This is a genomic window from Streptomyces sp. CNP082, assembly GCF_059570535.1.
In genome coordinates this window covers 1-18,797 of record NZ_JCANSZ010000085.1, presented here as the reverse complement: position 1 = coordinate 18,797, position 18,797 = coordinate 1, and the positions used below count along the sequence as shown (strand labels likewise).

14 protein-coding genes and 3 pseudogenes are annotated in these 18,797 nt (G+C 73.3%); 7 read left to right on the top strand and 10 right to left on the bottom strand.

The window, feature by feature from the left end; translation table 11 throughout:
- Nucleotides 1-214, top strand: a pseudogene (locus B124_RS34785) (IS110 family transposase); the annotation flags it as partial.
- A 47-nt stretch (nucleotides 215-261) separates the two neighbouring features.
- Here B124_RS34785 and B124_RS34780 read toward each other — a convergent pair.
- Nucleotides 262-1,050, bottom strand: coding sequence for a carbon-nitrogen family hydrolase (locus B124_RS34780; protein ID WP_496507027.1), 789 nt, complete (start codon nucleotides 1,048-1,050; stop codon nucleotides 262-264).
- A gap of 132 nt (nucleotides 1,051-1,182) precedes the next feature.
- On the opposite strand from B124_RS34780, the gene B124_RS34775 reads away from it, so the two are divergent.
- Nucleotides 1,183-2,007 (top strand): maleylpyruvate isomerase family mycothiol-dependent enzyme, encoded by an 825-nt coding sequence (locus tag B124_RS34775; RefSeq protein WP_496507026.1) that lies wholly within the window; start codon nucleotides 1,183-1,185, stop codon nucleotides 2,005-2,007.
- Between the two features lie 121 nt (nucleotides 2,008-2,128).
- A complete protein-coding gene (locus B124_RS34770) occupies nucleotides 2,129-3,229 on the top strand; it encodes a rod shape-determining protein (protein ID WP_496507025.1) in 1,101 nt (366 codons plus the stop codon).
- Between the two features lie 114 nt (nucleotides 3,230-3,343).
- On the opposite strand, the gene B124_RS34765 is transcribed toward B124_RS34770, so the two are convergent.
- Together B124_RS34765 and B124_RS34760 are read right to left on the bottom strand one after the other, a co-directional pair.
- Entirely contained in the window at nucleotides 3,344-4,666 is a 1,323-nt protein-coding gene (locus tag B124_RS34765; protein WP_496507024.1) for an MFS transporter, read from the bottom strand.
- A complete protein-coding gene (locus B124_RS34760; RefSeq protein ID WP_496507023.1) occupies nucleotides 4,663-5,325 on the bottom strand; it encodes a GntR family transcriptional regulator in 663 nt (220 codons plus the stop codon). The genes B124_RS34765 and B124_RS34760 overlap by 4 nt, the downstream gene beginning before the upstream one ends.
- Nucleotides 5,326-5,761: 436 nt before the next feature.
- Here B124_RS34760 and B124_RS34755 point away from each other — a divergent pair, with 436 nt between their 5' ends.
- Together B124_RS34755 and B124_RS34750 are read left to right on the top strand one after the other, a co-directional pair.
- The gene (locus B124_RS34755; protein WP_496507022.1) at nucleotides 5,762-6,952 is read left to right on the top strand and encodes a helix-turn-helix domain-containing protein; all 1,191 of its coding nucleotides are present in this window, start codon (nucleotides 5,762-5,764) and stop codon (nucleotides 6,950-6,952) included.
- Nucleotides 6,953-7,277: 325 nt separating this feature from the next.
- Nucleotides 7,278-7,439: a hypothetical protein gene (locus tag B124_RS34750; protein ID WP_496507021.1), complete on the top strand. Its 162-nt coding sequence runs from the start codon at nucleotides 7,278-7,280 to the stop codon at nucleotides 7,437-7,439.
- A gap of 373 nt (nucleotides 7,440-7,812) precedes the next feature.
- Here the strand turns inward: B124_RS34750 and B124_RS34745 are convergent, their stop codons facing one another.
- Genes B124_RS34745 through pdhA form a run of 3 tightly spaced genes read right to left on the bottom strand, consistent with a single transcriptional unit; the run spans nucleotide 7,813 to nucleotide 12,137 of the window.
- Nucleotides 7,813-9,621 carry a dihydrolipoamide acetyltransferase family protein gene (locus B124_RS34745; RefSeq protein WP_496507028.1) on the bottom strand — a complete coding sequence of 603 codons (1,809 nt, stop codon included), beginning with the start codon at nucleotides 9,619-9,621 and terminating at the stop codon, nucleotides 7,813-7,815.
- A gap of 21 nt (nucleotides 9,622-9,642) precedes the next feature.
- Nucleotides 9,643-10,623 carry an alpha-ketoacid dehydrogenase subunit beta gene (locus B124_RS34740; protein WP_496507020.1) on the bottom strand — a complete coding sequence of 327 codons (981 nt, stop codon included), beginning with the start codon at nucleotides 10,621-10,623 and terminating at the stop codon, nucleotides 9,643-9,645.
- A gap of 2 nt (nucleotides 10,624-10,625) precedes the next feature.
- Nucleotides 10,626-12,137 (bottom strand): pyruvate dehydrogenase (acetyl-transferring) E1 component subunit alpha, encoded by a 1,512-nt coding sequence (gene pdhA, locus B124_RS34735; protein ID WP_496507019.1) that lies wholly within the window; start codon nucleotides 12,135-12,137, stop codon nucleotides 10,626-10,628.
- Nucleotides 12,138-12,489: 352 nt separating this feature from the next.
- On the opposite strand from pdhA, the gene B124_RS34730 reads away from it, so the two are divergent.
- Nucleotides 12,490-13,167 carry a response regulator gene (locus B124_RS34730; protein WP_496507018.1) on the top strand — a complete coding sequence of 226 codons (678 nt, stop codon included), beginning with the start codon at nucleotides 12,490-12,492 and terminating at the stop codon, nucleotides 13,165-13,167.
- 26 nt (nucleotides 13,168-13,193) lie between these two features.
- Here B124_RS34730 and B124_RS34725 read toward each other — a convergent pair whose 3' ends face one another.
- A complete protein-coding gene (locus B124_RS34725) occupies nucleotides 13,194-14,837 on the bottom strand; it encodes a protein kinase domain-containing protein (protein WP_496507017.1) in 1,644 nt (547 codons plus the stop codon).
- Nucleotides 14,838-15,182: 345 nt separating this feature from the next.
- Here B124_RS34725 and B124_RS34720 point away from each other — a divergent pair, with 345 nt between their 5' ends.
- On the top strand, nucleotides 15,183-16,865 hold the full coding sequence (locus B124_RS34720; RefSeq protein ID WP_496507016.1) for a Stk1 family PASTA domain-containing Ser/Thr kinase: 1,683 nt from the start codon (nucleotides 15,183-15,185) through the stop codon (nucleotides 16,863-16,865).
- A gap of 82 nt (nucleotides 16,866-16,947) precedes the next feature.
- Here B124_RS34720 and B124_RS34715 read toward each other — a convergent pair whose 3' ends face one another.
- From B124_RS34715 to B124_RS34705, 3 genes and pseudogenes are all read right to left on the bottom strand, one after another.
- Entirely contained in the window at nucleotides 16,948-17,511 is a 564-nt protein-coding gene (locus tag B124_RS34715; protein WP_496507015.1) for a bacterial proteasome activator family protein, read from the bottom strand.
- A gap of 238 nt (nucleotides 17,512-17,749) precedes the next feature.
- Nucleotides 17,750-18,298 (bottom strand): annotated as a pseudogene (locus tag B124_RS34710) (GNAT family N-acetyltransferase); the annotation flags it as partial.
- A 214-nt stretch (nucleotides 18,299-18,512) separates the two neighbouring features.
- A pseudogene (locus B124_RS34705) lies at nucleotides 18,513-18,797 on the bottom strand (hypothetical protein); the annotation flags it as partial.

Sequence of the window (18,797 nt, the reverse complement as noted above, 5' to 3'; positions counted from 1 at the left end):
GGCCAACTCCGCGCTCTACCGCATCGTGCTCTGCCGCCTGCGCTGGGACCAGCGAACCAAGGAGTACACGCAGCGGCGCACCAAGGACGGCCTGTCCAAGAAGGAGATCATCCGCTGCCTCAAGCGGTACATCGCCCGCGAGATCTACCAAGTCCTGACCACCCCGGCCAACACCACCACCACCACTGCCGAACAGCTCACCACCGCCGCTTGACATCCATAAGAGCATCCCTCACCAACGCCACCCCGCCCCCGCCGCCCTCAGCCCCGGGGCCGGCCCAGCACCCGGTCCCGCAGCGCCGGGAACTCCTCCCGGGTCTTCGCCACCCGCGCCGGGTCCAGCTCCGCCCGCAGGACCTCCTCGTCCTCGCCCGCCTCCGCGAGGATCTCGCCCCACGGGTCCACGACCATGCTGTGCCCCGCCTGCACCACCCCGCCGTTGGTGCCCGCCGTGCCGCAGGCCAGGACGTACGCCTGGTTCTCCACCGCCCGCGCCTGCGCCAGCAGCCGCCAGTGCGCGCGGCGCTTCGCGGGCCAGCCGGCGGGGATCACGAAGGTCTGCGCGCCCTTGTCGGTCAGGGCCCGGAACAGCTCGGGGAAGCGCAGGTCGTAGCAGGTGGCGAGGCCGACGGTGGTGTCGCCGAGCGGCGCGGTGACGACCTCGTCGCCCGCGCCCATCAGGACGGCCTCGCCGCGGTCGAAGCCGAAGCGGTGGATCTTGCGGTACGTACGCGCCAGCCCGCCGTCCGGCGCGTAGAGCAGGCTGGTGTTGAAGAGCGTCCCCGCGGCGTCCCGCTCCACGACCGACCCCGCGTGCAGCCACACGCGCGCGTCCCGGGCCGCCGCCGCCATCGCCGCCGCCGTGGGCCCGTCGAGGGTCTCCGCCCCGGCCGCGAAGTCGTCGAAGGCGAACGCGCCCACGTGCCACAGCTCCGGCAGCACCACCAGCTCGGAGCCCGTCTCTGCGCGTACGAGCGCCGCCGCCCGGGCCCGCCGGCCTGCCACGGTCTCGTCCGGATCGACCCGGAACTGGATCAGAGAAGCGCGCACCTTACCATCACCTCGAAGCTCAAGTCGGCTGCCTCACCGCACAATCGTCGCCGAAAGCACTGCCGGTGCACCCGTGCGCAGCGTAACTTAGGGCCTGCCGTGCATCTCGCGAACGATCCCGTGAGGGGTAGTGTGACCGTCCAGTCCAGCCTCCAGCCGTCCATCGATGCCTGGGCCCACTCGGCCGAGGCAATATCCGAACTCGTGGCCCCGCTCTCCGAGGGGGAGTGGAGCGGTCGAAGCGGACTGCCGGGGTGGTCCGTACGGGACGTGGTCTCCCACATCATCGGCGCCGAGTCCGAGGCACTCGGCGACCCGCGGCCGATACACAACCTGCCGGCCGACCTCTTGCACGTCGCGGGCGAGAAGCAGCGCTACGTCGAGGTGCAGGTCGACACCCGCCGCCACCACACCGCGCCGGAGATGACCGCCGACCTGGAGTACACGCTGATCCGCCGCCGGCGCCAGCTCCGCGACGACAAGCGCGCGCCGGACGCCAAGGTGCGCGGGGCGTTCGGCAGTGAGATGACGCTCGCGGAGCTGACCCGCTACCGCGCCTTCGACATCTGGGTGCACGAGCAGGACATCCGCCGCGCGCTCGGCAAGCCGGGGAACCTCGACTCGCCCGGCGCCCTCGTCGCGCGCGACGAGCTGCTGGCGCGGCTGCCGAAGGCGGTGGCCGAGGACGCCGGGGCGCGGCCGGGCTCGATCGTCGTCGTGGACGTGACGGGCCCGGTGGAGTTCATGCGTACGGTACGGGTCGGGGAGGACGGCCGCGGGACCATCGACGGCAGCGTCTCGCTCGGGCCGACGGTGACGCTCACGACGGACTGGGAGACGTACCTGCGGCTGGCGACGGGCCGGCTGCGGGCGGCGGCGGTGGCGGACCGGGTCAAGGTGGAGGGCGACCCGGCGCTGGCGGAGGCGGTCCTGCGGCACTTCGCGGTGACGGACTGACGGCGCCCCAGGCGGCGGGCTGACGGCGCCCGGCCGCCGCCCTCACCCGTAAGGGCGCAGCCCTCATCCGACCGGCACCTCCCGGCGGGCGCCCGGCGCCGCCGCGCCCCAGGCTGATGGTGTGAGCATCAGCCAGGAACAGCTTCTCCGTTGCAGTGTCGCCGTCGACGTCGGGTCCTCCCGCACCCGCGTCTACCTCAGGGGCATCGGCCTCGTCGTGGACGAGCCGAGCGCCGTCGCCATCAACTCCCGCACCGGCGCCCTGGTGGCCGTCGGCGGGCAGGCCGAAGCGATGACCGGCCGTACCCCCGCGCACATCCGGGTCGCCCGGCCCGTGGGGCCGAACGGCATCACCGACATCGAGATGGCCCAGCGCATGCTGCGCCACCTCATCCACGCCAAGGTCCGCAGATCCTGGCGCTTCCACCCCGCGCTGCGGGCGGCGGCGTGCACCCCGCACGANGNCGAGCCGCTGACGCAGCGGGCGATGATCGACACGCTGGCGGGGCTGGGCGCGCGGCGGGTCATCCTCGTCGACACCCTCATCGCCACGGCGGTGGGCTGCGGGCTGCCGGTGCCGGCGGCGGAGGGCACGATGATCGTGGTGTGCGGTACGGCGATGACGCAGATCGCCGTGCTGTCGCTGGGGAACGTCGTCGCCGCGGAGAAGGTGCCGGTCGGCGGGCAGGCCGTGGACCGGGCGCTGGTGGAGCACCTGCGCATCAACCACGAGGTGATGCTGCGCAGCCACACCGTCGGCCAGGTGCACCGCGAGCTGGCGCTCGCCGGCGCGCAGGGCGCGGCGGAACTGGAGGTGCTGGGCCGCGACGTGGTCTCGGGCCGCCCGCGTACGGTGCGGGTCGACCCGGTGGCGGTGGGGCAGGCGGCGGGGGTGCCGATGCTGTCGGTGCTGGACGGGATCCGCTCGGTGCTGCGGCGCTGCCCGCCGGACCTGGTGGCGGACATCGGGGACCGCGGGATCGTGCTGGCGGGCGAGAGCGCGACGATGCCGGGTCTGGAGACGATGCTGCGTACGTCGGTGGGGCTGCCCGTGCACATCGCCGCGCGCCCGGACGTGGCCGCGGTGGTGGGCCTCGGCTCGATGATCGAGAACGGCGCTCCCCCGGAGTCCATCCCCGACGCGACGTCGGGTCCGGCGGGCTTCCACGAGCAGCCGCCGGGGCAGGCGGCAGAGGTGCCCACCGAGATCGCCGCCGACTAGCCGCAGACCAGCCGCCGACCAGCCGCAGACCAGCCGCCGACCAGCCGCAGACCAGCCGCCGACCAGCCGCCGACCAGCCGCCGACCAGCCATCACGGCCGTACGTGGAAGCTCCTCACGCGGGTACGTGGACGGCCGAGACGCGGCTCGCCACCAGGCGTTCGCGTTCGCGGCGGTGGGCCCGTCCGCGCAGCCGCAGGATCTGCGCCGTACCCAGGGCCTGCAGCACGAAGACGCTCGCGAACGCGATGCCGTAGCTGCCGTCCGTCACGTCCAGCAGCAGGCCCACCGCGAGCAGCGTCGTGACCGACGCCGAGAACCCGCCGATGTTGACGATGCCGGAGGCCGTGCCCAGCCGCTCCGGCGGGTTCGCCGGCCGGGCGAAGTCGAAGCCGATCATCGACGCCGGGCCGCACGCCCCCAGCACGCAGCACAGCACCACCAGCAGCCAGCCCGGCGCGTGCTCCCCCGGCCAGCTCAGCACCGTGCCCCACACCACCGCCGTCGCCGCCACCGTGCCCAGCGCCAGCGGCAGCCGCGCCGCGTGGTGCCGGGCGACGAGCTGGCCGTAGACCAGGCCGACCGCCATGTTGGACAGCACCAGCAGCGTCAGCAGTTCGCCGGCCTCCGCGCGGCTCGTGCCCTGGGCCTCGACGAGGAACGGCAGCCCCCACAGCAGCAGGAAGACCATCGCCGGGAACTGGGTGGTGAAGTGCACCCAGAAGCCCAGCCGGGTGCCCGGCTCGCGCCAGGCGCCGGTTATCTGCCGGCGTACGCCCCCGCCGTGCTGGTCCTCGGGGGGCGGCGGGACGTAGTCCCGGGGCTGGTCGCGCAGGAAGAGCAGGACGAGGACGAGCATGACCGCGCCGGCCGCCGCGCTGCCCGCGAACGTCGGGGTCCAGCCGAACTCCTGGAGCGCGCGGGAGAGCACGAGCGTCGAGACCAGGTTGCCCGCCATGCCGACGAGCCCCGCGAGCTGCGCTATCAGCGGCCCGCGGCGGGCGGGGAACCAGCGGGCGCCCAGCCGCAGGATGCTGATGAACGTCATCGCGTCGCCGCAGCCGAGCAGCGCGCGGGAGGCGAGCGCGGCGCCGTACGTGCCGGAGAGCGCGAAGCCGAACTGCCCCGCCGTGTACAGCACGATGCCCATCGCCAGCACCTTGCGCGTGCCGAGCCGGTCGACGAGCAGGCCGACGGGGATCTGCATCCCGGCGTAGACCAGGAGCTGGAGCACGGAGAAGGCCGACAGGGCGGAGGCGCCGACGTCGAAGCGCTCGGCGGCGTCGATGCCGGCGACGCCCAGGCTCGTACGGTACGTGACGGCGACGAAGTAGACGGCGACGCCGAGGCTCCAGACGGCGGCGGCCTGCACGCCGCCGGGCGGGTCGCCGGGCAGGCCGCGGGCGCGGGCGGCGCCCCCGGGGCGCACGGCGGTCATCGCAGGTCCCCGCGGAGCAGATCCCGTACGGAGGCGACGTGGCCGTGCACCGCGGCGGCGGCCGTGTCCGCGCTGCCGGTGCGCAGCGCCGACAGGATCTCGGCGTGCTCGGCGAGGGAGCGGCGCATGCGGTCGGGCTGGGCGTTCATGAGGGCGACGCCCATGCGCAGTTGGCGGTCGCGGAGCTGGTCGTAGAGGCGGACGAGGATGTCGTTGCCGGCGTTGCGGACGATGGTGGCGTGGAAGCAGCGGTCGGTGGTGGCGGCGGCGGCGCGGTCGTCGGCCTCGACGTGCCGGCGCTGCTCCTCCAGCAGCTCTTCGAGCCGGGTGAGCAGTGCGGCGGGCGCGGGTACGGACCGGCGGGCGGCGTGCTCCTCGACGAGCATCCGGGTCTCGACGACGTCGGCGATCTCCTGCGCGGAGACGGGCAGGACGAACGCGCCCTTCTTCGGGTACAGCTTCAGCAGCCCCTCCGCCTGGAGCCGCAGCAGCGCCTCGCGTACGGGCGTACGGGAGACGCCGGCGGCCTCGGCCAGCTCGCCCTCGGTGAGCATCGTGCCGCCCTCGTAACGCCGGTCCAGCACGCCCTGCTTGACGTGCGCGTACACGCGGTCGGCGGCGGGCACGGGCTTGGCCGGGGCGGCGGGGCTCAGAGGCATGCGCACAGCATAGATACAACACGTATGCGTACGCCGCGGCCGTCCGCGATACGGACACGGCTCGGGGACAGCGGGCCGGGGGACACGTACGTGCGACGCCCCCGGCACCCGCCGCCGGGGCCGGGGGCGCGGTCGGCGAGGGCCTGGCGGATGTGCTGCGCCGCCGTCTCTGCGTAGCGGGGCTCTCCCCGCGAGGAGTCCCTCCGGCTGGTGGAGAGGGACCGCGGCGGCAGCCCGCGCATCGTCCGGTGCCCCGCCTGTCACCCGCCGGCCGCCGCGGAGCCCGCGTTCTGAACCACGCCGGACGCGCGGCATGTTCACGGCGCGCGCCGTGGTCGGGCGGAACAGCGAACGGCCCCCGCGGGGGCCGTTCGGATGGTACCCCCGGGGCGACCCGGGGGTACGGTTCTGGTGTCACCTCAGAACGGGAGTAAGTATGCCCGAGCACTCCGAAGACCACATCGGTACCCGGCTGCGCGCGGTGCGGAAGCGACGAGGGCTTAGCCAGCGGGAGTTGTCCGCTGCCGCCGGCCCGTCCCTCTCCCTCATCCGAAAGCTGGAGCAGGGCGAACTCAACGACACCCGGCTGGAGACCGTCCGGAAATTCGCAGTCGCCTTGCGAGTTCCCACCAGCGATCTCATCTCCGGACATGCCGAGGAAGCCGCCGACTCACCCACGGTCGAACGGTGGGCACCCGTGCGCAGGATGCTCAACTCACCGCCACCGGACGACATCGGAGAACCGCCCACCGCTGAAGGCGCGCGGTCCGCGCTACGGGACCTGCTGAAGCTCCGCGCCCAGCACCGTTTTGCTGAGATTGCGGACCTGCTGCCGGCGCTGCTCCGGGATGCCGAGGTTCTCGCTGCTCACACTCGGGAGGGCCGTCACCTGCGGTTTCGGGTGATGCTCCTGACGGGGTGGCTGCTCACCCAGACCCGTCAGTTCGACGCCGCCGAAGAGCTGATGAGCGCACACCTGCAAGACGCGGCGGACCATGTCCAGGGCATTGCGATGGTCAACTCCCTGTGCTGGCTGCTGCTACGGCAGGGCCGTCTCGGAGAGGCGCGGGACTACGCGGTTCGGTGGGCCGATGATGCCGAGCCGGCCCGCCTGTCCCGGGCAACGGCAGACGAGCTGGCCGCGTGGGGCTGGATGCTGCTCCGCGTATCCAACTCCTCGGTGCGGGACGCTCGCGACGGTGCGGCAGCCGATGCCCTGCGGATGGCGCAGGCAGCCGCGGCCATGGTCGGCCATGAGCAGCAGTCCGGTGCCGACCCGATTCGTATGTTCGGTCCGACGACGGTCGCGCTCAAGGAGTGCGAGAACGCCATGATCCTGGATCAGCCTGACCGCGTGCTGGCCCTCGCGGAACCGCTGGCGGCGGGAGGGGCGCGCACGACGCTGGCGAACTGGAGTCGGCACCGTCTGGACGTGGCGAACGCGCAAGTACGGCTGCGACGCCATGCGGACGCCATGACGACGCTGCAACAGGTGCGCTCTGCGGCGCCGCAGTGGCTCCCGCACCAACGGTACGCGCGCGACATCATGGGCCGGGTGGTCGAGCGCAGGCGGACCCTCACACCGGAGATGCGTGACATGGCGGACACTGTCCGGCTACCCCTGTGACCTGCAAGTCGTAACGCTTATTGGCACTTTCAGCCGGTGCCCTGCAAAGTGCCATGGTGACAACACTCACGCCGGGGCTACGTTCGGTGACGACCTGATCACCGACGACAGGCAGCGTCATGGACATCCCCTACGCCAGCACCCCCGACCGACCTGAGTTGAAACCGGCGCCCTCCAGCCCGCGCATGACGCTGCGGGTGTCCCGCGACAGCGGGCGTACCTGGGGGCGTGAGAGGCGCTTCTACGACAGCGACTTCGAGGTTCTCCAGCCCGGCGGCGTCTACCCGCCCTGCCGGTGCCCGCTCTGCCGTGGGAAGGCGTGACCGTGAGCGCCGCCGAGCGGCCCGCACCGCCGCCCCGGCTGCCCCCGGTCGACCAGCGCACCCGCCGCCCTGAGCCGTTCAACGCTCGCCCGGCGCTGGCCAGCCTCGGCGAAGCCCCCGACTGGCGCGGCCGCCCACCCACCTGCCACCCGGAAGAGCCCTGATGCGCTACTGCACCCACTGCGAGAAGCCCGAAACCGACGAGCGTCCCGTGGAATCGGTCGGTGAGCCGGGTGAATCCGGTGGCGGCTCGATGGTGTACGCACACCCGGACTGCTCACCGAAACCCCGCCGTACAACACCGACACCCGCCGTACCGCCCAGCCGCAGGAGGCGGCACGCATGACCGACACAGCACCCACCACCGTACTCACGCCGTGTGCCCAGATAAAGGGGCGTGCGACGGCGACGACCTGCGGCAGGGAACCCGGCAGCGCCCCCTTAAGTGGTCACTGTCCCCGGGGGCCGCTGCCTCAAGCAACGCGCCCCCGGCCCCGGCGACGAGCGCCGGGGGCGGGGGCGGCGTGCGTACGGGCGTCAGCCCCAGGTGAGCAGGCGCTTCGGGCGCTCCAGGACCGCCGCGATGTCCGCGAGCACCTTCGAGCCCAACTCCCCGTCGACCAGCCGGTGGTCGAAGGAGAGCGCGAGCGTCGTCACGTGCCGCGGCTTGACCTTGCCCTTGTGCACCCACGGCTGGAGCTTGATCGCGCCGAAGGCGAGGATCGCCGGCTCGCCGGGGTTGAGGATGGGCGTACCGGTGTCGACGCCGAAGACGCCGACGTTGGTGATGGTCACCGTGCCGCCCTGCATCGCCTCCGGCGTCGTCTTGCCTGCGCGGGCGGTGGCCACGAGCCCGGCCAGCTCCGTGGCCAGCTCCGGGAGCGACCTGGCGTGCGCGTCCTTGATGTTCGGCACGATCAGGCCGCGCGGGGTGGCGGCGGCGATGCCCAGGTTCACGTAGTGCCTGCGGACGATCTCCTGACGGTCCTCGTCCCAGGCGGAGTTGACCTCGGGATTGCGCCGGATCGCCAGCAGCAGGGCCTTGGCGACGAGCAGCAGCGGGTTGATCCGCAGCCCGGCGAGATCGGGGTCCTCCTTCAGCTCCCGGACGAGCTTCATCGTGCGGGTGACGTCGACGGTGACGAACTCCGTGACGTGCGGCGCGGTGAAGGCGCTGGTGACCATCGCCTGGGCGGTGGCCTTGCGGACGCCCTTGATGGGGATACGGGTCTCGCGGGCGGAGGCGGGGCCGCCTGCGAGACCGCCTGCGGCGGGCGCGGGGGCGCCTGCGGCGGGCGCGGGCTCTGCGGGTTGCGCGGGCGCCGCCGGCTCGGCCTGCGCCGGGGCCGCGGCGGCGTGGACGTCGTCGCGGGTGATGACGCCGCCGGCGCCGGTGGGCACGACGGCGGCAAGGTCGACGCCGAGGTCCTTGGCGAGCTTGCGCACGGGCGGCTTGGCGAGCACGCGACCGCCGCCTGCGGCGGGCGCGGTGCCGCCTGCGGCGGGCGCGGCGGGTGCGGTGCCGCCTGCGGCGGGCGCGGCGGGGCCGCCGGGCGCCTGCGGCGCCGGCGGGGCCTGGGTTGCCGCGGCGGCGCCGTGGCCCGCCGGGGCGCCGGGTGCCTGTGGAGCCCCGGGTGCCGCGGCAGCGCCGGTGTCCGCCCGCGGCGCCGGGGCCGTACCGGGTGCCGGCGCCCTGCCGTTCAGTTCGCCCTGGATCGCCGCGGCTGCCGCCGCTGTCTCAGCGCCGGGCTGCGGCTTGCGCGGCCGGCGCTTCGTCGAGCTCTGCGCCACGCCGTAGCCGACGAGCACCGGCTCCCGCTTGGTGCCGCCCGTCCCGGTCTCCGGTCCGGTGGCCTCGCCGCTGCCGGGGGCGGCGGTGCCGCCGGCCCCGGGGCCGTACGAGGTCCCGGCCGCGCCCTCCGTTCCGGCCGCAGGCCCGCCGGCCGGGGCCGTCGGGGCCCCTGCCGGCCCCGCCTCGCCGCCGGGCGCGGCGGCACCCGCGGCCTCCGTTCCGGCCTCGCCGTCCGCGGGGGCACCCGCGGGTCCGGCACCGGCCGGGGCCTCGGTCCCACCGGGTCCGGGGGCGGCCCCGGGCTCCGTGTCGACCGTGATGATCGGCGTTCCCACGTCGACCGTGTCGCCCTCCGCGAAGCGGATCTCCTGCACCACCCCGTCGTACGGGATGGGCAGTTCGACCGCCGCCTTCGCCGTCTCCACCTCGCACACCACCATGCCGTCGTGCACGGAGTCGCCAGGCTGGACGTACCACTTGAGGATCTCCGCCTCCGTCAGGCCCTCACCCACATCGGGCAGCCTGAACTCGCGGAGGCGCGTGGTGTTGCTCATGGTCACGGACACGCTCCCTCTTCAGTACGCAAGCGCGCGGTCGACGGCATCGAGCACCCGGTCCAGGTTGGGGAGGTACTCCTCCTCCAGCCTCGCCGGCGGGTACGGCGCGTGGAAGCCGCCGACGCGCAGCACCGGGGCCTCCAGATGGTAGAAGCACCGCTCCGTGATGCGCGCGGCGATCTCCGCGCCGGAGCCGTAGAACACCGGGGCCTCGTGCACGACGACCAGCCTGCCGGTCTTCTCCACCGAGCGCTGCACGGTGTCGAAGTCGATCGGCGACATCGAGCGCAGGTCCACGACCTCCAGCGACGTGCCCTCCTCCGCCGCCGCCGCGGCGACCTCCAGGCACGTCTTCACCATCGGCCCGTACGCCGCGAGCGTGAGGTCCGTGCCCTCCCGGGCAATCCGCGCCTCGTGCAGCGGGCCGGGGATCGTGGAGGTGTTGACCTCGCCCTTGTCCCAGTAGCGCCGCTTGGGCTCGAAGAAGATCACCGGGTCGTCGCTGTGGATGGCCTGCTGAAGCATCCAGTACGCGTCCGCGGGCGTCGAGGGTGAGACGCACTTGAGCCCCGCCACGTGCGCGAACAGCGCCTCCGGCGACTCGCTGTGGTGCTCGACCGCGCCGATGCCGCCGCCGTACGGGATCCGGATGACGACCGGCAGCTTGACCTTGCCCAGGGCCCGCGCGTGCATCTTCGCGAGCTGCGTGACGATCTGGTCGTACGCGGGGAAGACGAACCCGTCGAACTGGATCTCCACCACCGGCCGGTAGCCCCGCAGCGCCAGCCCGATCGCGGTGCCGACGATGCCGGACTCGGCCAGCGGCGTGTCGATGACCCGGTCCTCGCCGAAGTCCTTCTGCAGCCCGTCGGTGACGCGGAAGACGCCGCCGAGCTTGCCGACGTCCTCGCCCATCACGAGGACCTTGGCGTCGTCCTCCATGGCCGTGCGCAGCGATGCGTTGATCGCCTTGGCCAGTGCCATCTTCTCGACCGCCATGGTCAGTGTCCCTTCCCGGCGGCGGCGCCCGCCTCGTCGGCGAAGTCAGCGGAGTCCGCGAAGGACGCCTGGTACGCCGCGTACTGCGTGCGTTCCTCGTCCACGACGGCGTGCCCGTCGGCGTAGATGTTCTCGAACATGGCCATCGGGTCCGGGTCCGGCATGGTCCTGATGGCCTCGCGCACCCGCCTGGCCAGCGCGTCGCTCTCCTCGTCAAGCTCGGCGAAGAACGCCTCGTCGGCAAGGTTCTCCCGCTCCAGCAGGGCGCGCAGCCGCATGATCGGGTCCTTGGTCTCCCAGACGGCGCGCTCGTCGTCGCTGCGGTAGCGGGTGGGGTCGTCGGAGGTGGTGTGGGCGCCCATGCGGTACGTGTACGCCTCGACCAGCATCGGGCCCTGGCCGGAGCGGGCGTGCTCCAGCGCCTTGCGGGTGACGGCGAGCACGGCGAGCACGTCGTTGCCGTCGACCCGGACGCCGGGGAAGCCGTAGCCCGCGGCGCGCTGGTAGAGCGGGACGCGGCTCTGGCGCTCGGTGGGCTCGGAGATGGCCCACTGGTTGTTCTGGCAGAAGAAGACGACCGGGGCGTTGTAGACGGCGGCGAAGGTGAACGCCTCGGCGACATCGCCCTGGCTGGAGGCGCCGTCGCCGAAGTACGCCACGACGGCGGAGTCGGCGCCGTCCTTGGCGACGCCCATGGCGTAGCCGGTGGCGTGCAGCGTCTGGGAGCCGATGACGATCGTGTAGAGCTGGAAGTTGTTGCTGTTCGGGTCCCAGCCGCCGTTGTTCACGCCGCGGAACATGCCGAGCAGCAGCGTCGGGTCCACGCCGCGGCACCAGGCGACGCCGTGCTCGCGGTACGTCGGGAAGACGTAGTCGTCCTCGCGCGTGGCCCGGCCGGAGCCGACCTGGGCGGCCTCCTGGCCGAGCAGTGACGCCCACAGGCCCAGCTCGCCCTGGCGCTGCAGAGTGACGCCCTCGGCGTCGAAGCGGCGGGTGAGGACCATGTCGCGGTAGAGGCCGCGCAGCTCCTCGGGGCTCGGGTCGACGGCGTACTCGGGGTGCTCGACGCGCTCGCCCTCGGGGGTGAGGAGCTGGACCAGCTCGGGGGCGCCGGCGGCGGGACCGTGCGCCAGGGACCCGGCGACCGGCTCGGCCGCCCTGGCCCCCTTGGCGGTCCTGGCGGTCCTGGCGGTCTTGGCCGCCTTCGCAGGTGCCGCCGCAGGTGCCGCCTTCGCAGGTGCCGTCCTGGCGGTCTTGGCCGCCTTCGCGGATGCCGTCCTGGCGGTGCTCTTCGCGGGCGCCGTCTTCTTCGCCGCGGCCTTCCCGGCGGCGGTCTTCTTCGCGGTCGCCTTCCCGGCCGGCACCTTCTGGGCCGTCGCCTTCCCGGCCGCTGCCTTCTTCGCGGACGCCGCGGGGGTCCCGGGCGCCGTCGTCGCGGCCTCGCTCCCGCCGTCGCTCCCGCTGGTGCGCTTGCTGCTGCGGCGCGGGTCGCGCGCGGCAGTGCTCTCGGTCACGGTCTCTCCTGACGTCTCTCCGGCCCCCGGGATCGCCGGTGGCCTTCGGTCCCCCGCGGCAGCGGAGGGCGGCTCACCCGATTCCCCTGGCGTGCACGGGGTGGGTGCACCGCTGGGGTCGGGGGTGACAGGCGCCCGGCATCCTTCCCACTGGCAGGCACGTTACACAGTGGCCCGCTGCTTCGCGAAGCGGCCCTGACCTGCGGTTTTGCTTTGATTTCCTAGTAACGCAGGGCCGGCTCGCCTCATCGGCATCAGGTCCACTGGTCACAGCCTCGCAGGCTGCCGGGACACTGGCACGTTATCCCGGCTGCCTTGAGCGCGGGAAGACCCGGTGTGTGAGACTGAAAGAGTGGGCATAGACGGACGAATCACCGTATTCCTTCTTGATGACCACGAAGTGGTCCGTCGAGGGGTACACGAGATGCTTCAGGCCGAGCCGGACATCGAGGTGGTCGGCGAGGCCGGCACCGCCGCAGACGCGCTCGTGCGCATTCCGGCGGTACGTCCCGACGTGGCCGTGCTCGACGTCCGGCTGCCGGACGGCAGCGGCGTCGAAGTCTGCCGGGAGATCCGCTCCCGGGACGAGAGCATCAAGTGCCTCATGCTCACCTCGTTCGCCGACGACGAGGCGCTCTTCGACGCGATCATGGCGGGCGCGTCCGGGTTCGTACTGAAGGCCATCCGCGGCAACGAGCTGCTCACCGCCGTACGGGACGTGGCCGCCGGCAAGTCGCTGCTCGACCCGGCGGCGACGGCGCGGGTGCTGGAGCGGCTGCGCGAGGGCGGACGCGGGCGGGAGGACGAGCGGCTGGCCGGGCTGACGGACCAGGAGCGCCGGATCCTGGACCTGATCGGCGAGGGGCTGACGAACCGGGCCATCGGCGAGCGGCTGCACCTGGCGGAGAAGACGATCAAGAACTACGTATCCAGCCTGCTGTCGAAGCTGAACATGGAGCGCAGGTCGCAGGCGGCGGCGTACGTCGCACGCCGGCAGGCGGAACAGGGCGGCACCGACCGGGAGGGGTAGCGCGGCGGCCCCTCCCGGCGCCGGTGTCAGCCGTCCGTGCCGGCGCCGCCGTTCAGCGTGCCCTCGATGGTCTCGCCGGTCGTCTCACCGGTGGTCTCGCCGGTTGTCTCACCGGTGGTCTCACCCGTCGTCTCGCCGGTCGTCTCCCCGGTCGTCTCGCCCGTCGTGCCGCCCTGCGTGCTGCCCTCGGTCGTGCTGCCGCTGCCCTCGCTCGTGGTGCCGCCGACGTCCTCGCTCGGCTCGCTGGGCGAGCCGGTCGGGGAACCGGTGTCGGTCGGACTGTCCGTCGGCGAGGTGCTCGGCGGCGGCTCGTCGCTCTCCTCCCACGTGGGCTCCTCCTCGTGGTAGGTCGGCTCCTCCTCCGTGGGCGACGGCGACTCCTCCTTCTCCGTCTCCTTGTCCTTCGTCGGAGACGGCTCCGTCGGCGTCGGCGTCGACGGCGACTGCTTCGGCGTCTCCTCGTCGCCGCCGCTCAGCGCGAAAGCCACGCCCAGCAGTATGGCGACCACCGCCAGCGCCGCGATCGCCCACATCTTCCCGCGCCCGCGGCCCGCCCGGGGCGGGCCCGGCTCGAAGCCGCCGTCGTCCGGGCTGCTGGGCCGCAGCAACTGCTGCGGGGTGTCGCCGCCCGCGGTGGCCAGCGCCGTGGTGGCCGCGGTGGCGCCGACGGCCGGGGTGCCCATCGGCGGCGTGCCGCCGACGGCCACGGCGCCGGTGTCCCACGCGCCGGTGTGCGGGCCGACGTCGCGCAGCATGCGCAGCGCGTACTGCACGAGGCCGAGCATCTCGTCGGCGGTCTGGAAGCGGTCCTCGGGCTCCTTGGCCAGCGCACGCATCACCATGCCGTCCAGCTCCGGCGGCGCGTCCTCGCTGATCTGGGACGGCGGCACGGCGTGGTCCTGGGCGTGCTGGTAGACCACGGACAGCGGGGTCTCGCCGACGAACGGCGGCCGGCCGGTCAGCAGCTCGTACAGCAGACAGCCGACGGCGTAGAGGTCGGAGCGGGTGTCGACGGCCCGGCCGAGCGCCTGCTCGGGGGAGAGGTACTGCGGGGTGCCCATGACCATGCCGGTCTGGGTCATCGTGGAGGCCGCGCCGTGCAGCGCGCGGGCGATGCCGAAGTCCATGACCTTGACCGCGCCCGTGGTGGTGATGATGACGTTCGCGGGCTTGATGTCGCGGTGGACGATGCTGTGCTGGTGGCTGTAAGCCAGCGCCTCCAGCACCCCCGAGACGATCAGCAGCGCCTGGTCCGGCGGCGGGATCTCGGCGCCGGTCAGCAGCTCCTTGATCGTCCGGCCCTCGACCAGCTCCATGACGATGTACGGCACGGTGCTGCCGGCGACCTGGTCCTCGCCCGAGTCGTACACGGCGACGACCGCGTGGTGGTTCAGCCCCGCGACCGACTGCGCCTCGCGCGTGAAGCGGGCCTTGGAGACCGGATCCTCGGCGAGGTCGCTGCGCAGCAGCTTGACCGCCACCTCGCGGCCGAGGCGCACGTCCTCCGCGGCGAAGACCTCGGCCATGCCGCCGCGGCCGAGGCGGCGGGTCAGCCGGTAGCGCCCGTCCCCGACGAGCCCGCCGACGCCCCAGTTCTCCGGTGAGTCAGCCATACCGCCGCGTCCCGGCCCGTTCGCCGACGGCTCCTCGGGGGGCTCCGTCTGTGACATCAGTTCCTCGCGGTGGTTCGGTCTCGTCGTTCTCGTCGTGGTTCTCGTCGTTGTTCCGTCGTTTCTCCGGTACGAGGCACGCTACCTCCTGCCGCCGACACCGGGTCCCGCTGGACGAAACATGCAACCGGGTCCGGGGGTCCGTACGCAAATCCCGGACAGGCCCGGTGGTGGGGAGGGGTGGGTGGCGCGGCAGGGGTGGCGCCGGGAGCGGGCGGTGGGTAAAGAGGGTGCAAAGGGAGCAGCACAAGGGGGCAGGTGGTCACGGAACGGGCAAGCCGCTTGACCTCTCCTGTGCCTGAGGCAGACTTTCAGCATCGAGCAGGCACCCGGGGGAGAATCAGCATGACCGAGTACGGCGGCCAGGACGACTACGCCGGTCGATCGGTGGGGGGCGGTCGCTACCAGCTCCTCAACCTGCTGGGCACGGGCGGCATGGCCTCCGTCCACCTCGCCCACGACACCGTGCTCGACCGCCAGGTCGCGGTGAAGACGCTCCACACCGAGCTGGGCCGCGAGGACTCCTTCCGCGAACGCTTCCGCCGCGAGGCCCAGGCCGTCGCCCGGCTGTCGCACGCGAACGTCGTCTCCGTCTTCGACACCGGCGAGGACCGCTTCGCCGGCGGGGACGGCGGCGGGCCCGTGCCGTACATCGTCATGGAGTACGTCGAGGGCCGCCCGCTGCGCTCGGTGCTCGACGAGGACGTGACCCGGTTCGGCGCGATGCCCACGGAGAAGGCGCTGCGGATCGTCTCGGACGTGCTGGCCGCGCTCGACGCCAGCCACGAGATGGGCCTCGTCCACCGCGACATCAAGCCGGGGAACGTCATGATGACGCGCCGCGAGCAGGTCAAGGTGATGGACTTCGGCATCGCCCGCGCCGTGCAGTCCGGCGTCACGTCGATGACGCAGACGGGCATGGTCGTCGGCACCCCGCAGTACCTCTCCCCCGAACAGGCCCTGGGCCGCGGCGTGGACGCCCGCTCCGACCTGTATTCGGTGGGCGTGATGCTCTTCGAGTTGCTGACCGGCCGGCTGCCGTTCGACGCGGACTCGCCGCTGGCCATCGCGTACGCGCACGTGCAGGAGCCGCCGCCGGCGCCGTCGTCGGTCAACAGGACGGTGCCGCCGGTGGTCGACGCGCTGGTGGCGCGGGCGCTGGCGAAGAACCCCGACGACCGGTTCCGCAGCGCGGAGGAGATGCGCGAGGAGGTGCGCCGGGCGGGCGGCATGACGCCGCCGGGCGCGATGCCGTCCGTCATCCCCGGCGAGCACGCGCGCGACTCGGGCGCGGGCGTCGGCTCGGCGGTGTTCCCGCCGGTCAACCCGTACCAGTCGCCGCCGCCTGCCGGCGCCCCCACCCCGTACCAGCCGGTGCAGCAGCAGGGGTTCGGCCCGGCGCAGCCCCAGCACGGGCAGCCGCACGGCGGGTACGCCACCCCCCAGCCGTACTCGCTCAGCCCGCAGGGCGGGCCGGGCGGCGGCCCCGGGGGCGGGTCCGGCGGCAAGGGGAACCGGAACGTCGCGGTCATCGGGCTGACCGTCGTCATCGCCATCACGGTGATCGCGGCGACCGCCATCGTCCTCGCGCTCAACAGCGGCGACGAGGGCGACCCGGAGGCCAAGCAGACCACCCAGAGCCAGCAGCCGGACCCCAGCACCGACCCGTCTGCCGACCCCGGCGACGACAGCGGCGGCACCGATGGCGGCACCGACGGCGGTGCGAGCGCGGCCGGGATGATCCCGCCGGACCGGTCCCGCACGATCGACAAGACCCGCTGCACCGAGCCGCTGACCGACCCCAAGAACGAGAAGCTGGTCAGGGTGCCGGACTTCACCTTCAAGGACTACCAGTCGGTGCGCGAGTGCCTGCGCGCGGCGCACTGGTCGTACGAGGTGGACGAGGAGCCCGACAACCTGTGGGGCAAGGACATCGTGCTGGAGCACAACTTCGACGAATACGACGAGTACTTCGACCCGTCGAAGGACAAGCTGGAGCTGGTCATCGCCACGGGATACCCGGAGTAGGGGCCCTACGTTCCCGTACGGCTGAGGGCCGGGTCCGCCGTCTGGGACGAACCCGGCCCGTGCTGTGGGGACTGCCGAACGGTCAGAGGTACGGGCCGCCGCTGCGCCCGTGCTCCGGGCCCGCCTCGCCCCCGTCGTCGCCGCCGAGGCTGCCGGGCGGCAGGGCCCTGCGCATCTGCTCGAGCTGCGCCCGCGCGGCCATCTGCTGGGCGAACAGCGTCGTCTGGATGCCGTGGAAGAGTCCTTCGAGCCAGCCGACCAACTGCGCCTGCGCGATGCGCAGCTCCGCCTCCGTCGGCACGGTCTCGTCGGTGAACGGCAGCGTCAGCCGCTCCAGCTCGTCGATCAGATCGGGGGCGAGGCCGTCCTCCAGCTCCTTCACCGAGCTGGCGTGGATCTCCTTGAGCCGGGCGCGACTCGCCTCGTCGAGGGGCGCGGCCCGTACCTCCTCCAGCAACTGCTTGATCATGCTGCCGATGCGCATGACCTTCGCCGGCTGCTCGACTTTGTCCGTCAGCGGGATCTCGCGGCCCTCCTCGTCCGCGCCGCCCTCGCCCGACGCGACGGTCCCGCGTGCCATGCCGTCAGGCCCGACCACCACCACCTGGGGGGTCTCTGGCGGGCGCTCGTTGCTCGGAGTATTCATGCGTCCATTGTCGCGCACGGGTCCGGGGGCGCGGTTGCCGGGATCTTGTGTCGGGGGGTGGCCGGCGGGTGCGGCGGGGGCGGGGTGGTCAGGGGGCGGCGGGGACGCCGGGCGGGGTGTCGGCGGGGGTGCTGATCGGGGTGTCGGTGGGGGTGTCGGTGGGGGTGTCGGTGGGGGTGTCGGTGGGGCTGCTGGTCGGGCTGTCGTTCGGGGTGTCGTTCGGGGTGTCGTTCGGGGTGCGGAGGTCCAGCATGTGGAAGACCTTGTCGTACCGGCGTTCCCCGACGGCCACGAAACCGGGGAGCCGGCCGTACTCCGTGAAGCCCAGCGAGCGGTAGAGGCGCAGGGCGGAGTCGTTGTCGCCGCGGGCGTCGAGGGTCAGGACCTCGACGCCGGCGGCCCGCGCGTCGGCGACCAGCGCGGCGGCCAGCGCCCGGCCGATCCCGCGGCCGTGCGCGGCGGCGGCCACCGCGAGCTTCTCCAGATCGGCGTGGGGGCGGTGGGTCGGGCGGGTGTAGCGGAGCCAGTAGCCCAGGCCGAGGAGCCGGTCGCCGTGGTACGCGGCACGCAGCGCGGCGTCGCCGGCGCGGGCGGCGGCCAGCACGTCGTCGAGGAGCGCGGCCACCTCGGCGGCGGACGGCGGGTCGATCCAGCCGAGCGCGGCGCCGTCGCGGACGAGGGCGGCGAGGATGCCGTGGGCGGCGACGGGGAAGCGGGCGGCCAGGTGGGGGTCGGCGGCGAGCGCGGCGGCGTCGAGGAGGACGGGGGCGGGTGTCTCCGGGGCCATCCGGGCAGCGTAACCGCCCGGTTCGGGCGCGCGCCTCGTCAGCGGCGGGCGTGGTCAGCGGCGGGCATCCTCAGCGGCGGGCATCGTCAGCGGCAGTCGTCCTCAACGGCAGGCGTCCTCAACGGCAGGCATCGTCAACGGCGGGCGTCCTCAACGGCAGTCGTCCTCAGCGGCGGGCATCGTCAGCGGCAGGCGTCGTCAGCGGCAGGCGTCGTCAGCGGCGGCGGAGGCGGAGGGCGAAGTACGCCAGGCCCAGGCCGGTGAGGGTCATGCCGGTGCCGAGGGGAAGCACGCGGTCCGCCGTGCCGGAGGTGCTCCTCGGGGCGGGGTCGCCGGCCTCGGCGTGGGCGTCGGGGACGAAGGTGAGGCTCTGCGCGGGGTCGGGGGTGTGGCCGGTGCCGGGGACGGGGGCGTTGCTGCTGCGGTACGGGTGGGGGGCGGCGCCGGTGCCGTGGTGGGGGCCGTGGTCGGCGTCGCGGTGGGCGTCGCGGTCGCGGGG

Coding starts and splice junctions, on each gene's coding strand:
- B124_RS34765 (WP_496507024.1), bottom strand. CDS start 4,666: ATGACCGCCGTGCGCCCCGGGGGCGCCGCCCGCGCCCGCGGCCTGCCC.
- B124_RS34760 (WP_496507023.1), bottom strand. CDS start 5,325: ATGCCTCTGAGCCCCGCCGCCCCGGCCAAGCCCGTGCCCGCCGCCGAC.
- B124_RS34755 (WP_496507022.1), top strand. CDS start 5,762: ATGCCCGAGCACTCCGAAGACCACATCGGTACCCGGCTGCGCGCGGTG.
- B124_RS34745 (WP_496507028.1), bottom strand. CDS start 9,621: ATGAGCAACACCACGCGCCTCCGCGAGTTCAGGCTGCCCGATGTGGGT.
- B124_RS34740 (WP_496507020.1), bottom strand. CDS start 10,623: ATGGCGGTCGAGAAGATGGCACTGGCCAAGGCGATCAACGCATCGCTG.
- B124_RS34725 (WP_496507017.1), bottom strand. CDS start 14,837: ATGTCACAGACGGAGCCCCCCGAGGAGCCGTCGGCGAACGGGCCGGGA.
- B124_RS34720 (WP_496507016.1), top strand. CDS start 15,183: ATGACCGAGTACGGCGGCCAGGACGACTACGCCGGTCGATCGGTGGGG.
- B124_RS34715 (WP_496507015.1), bottom strand. CDS start 17,511: ATGAATACTCCGAGCAACGAGCGCCCGCCAGAGACCCCCCAGGTGGTG.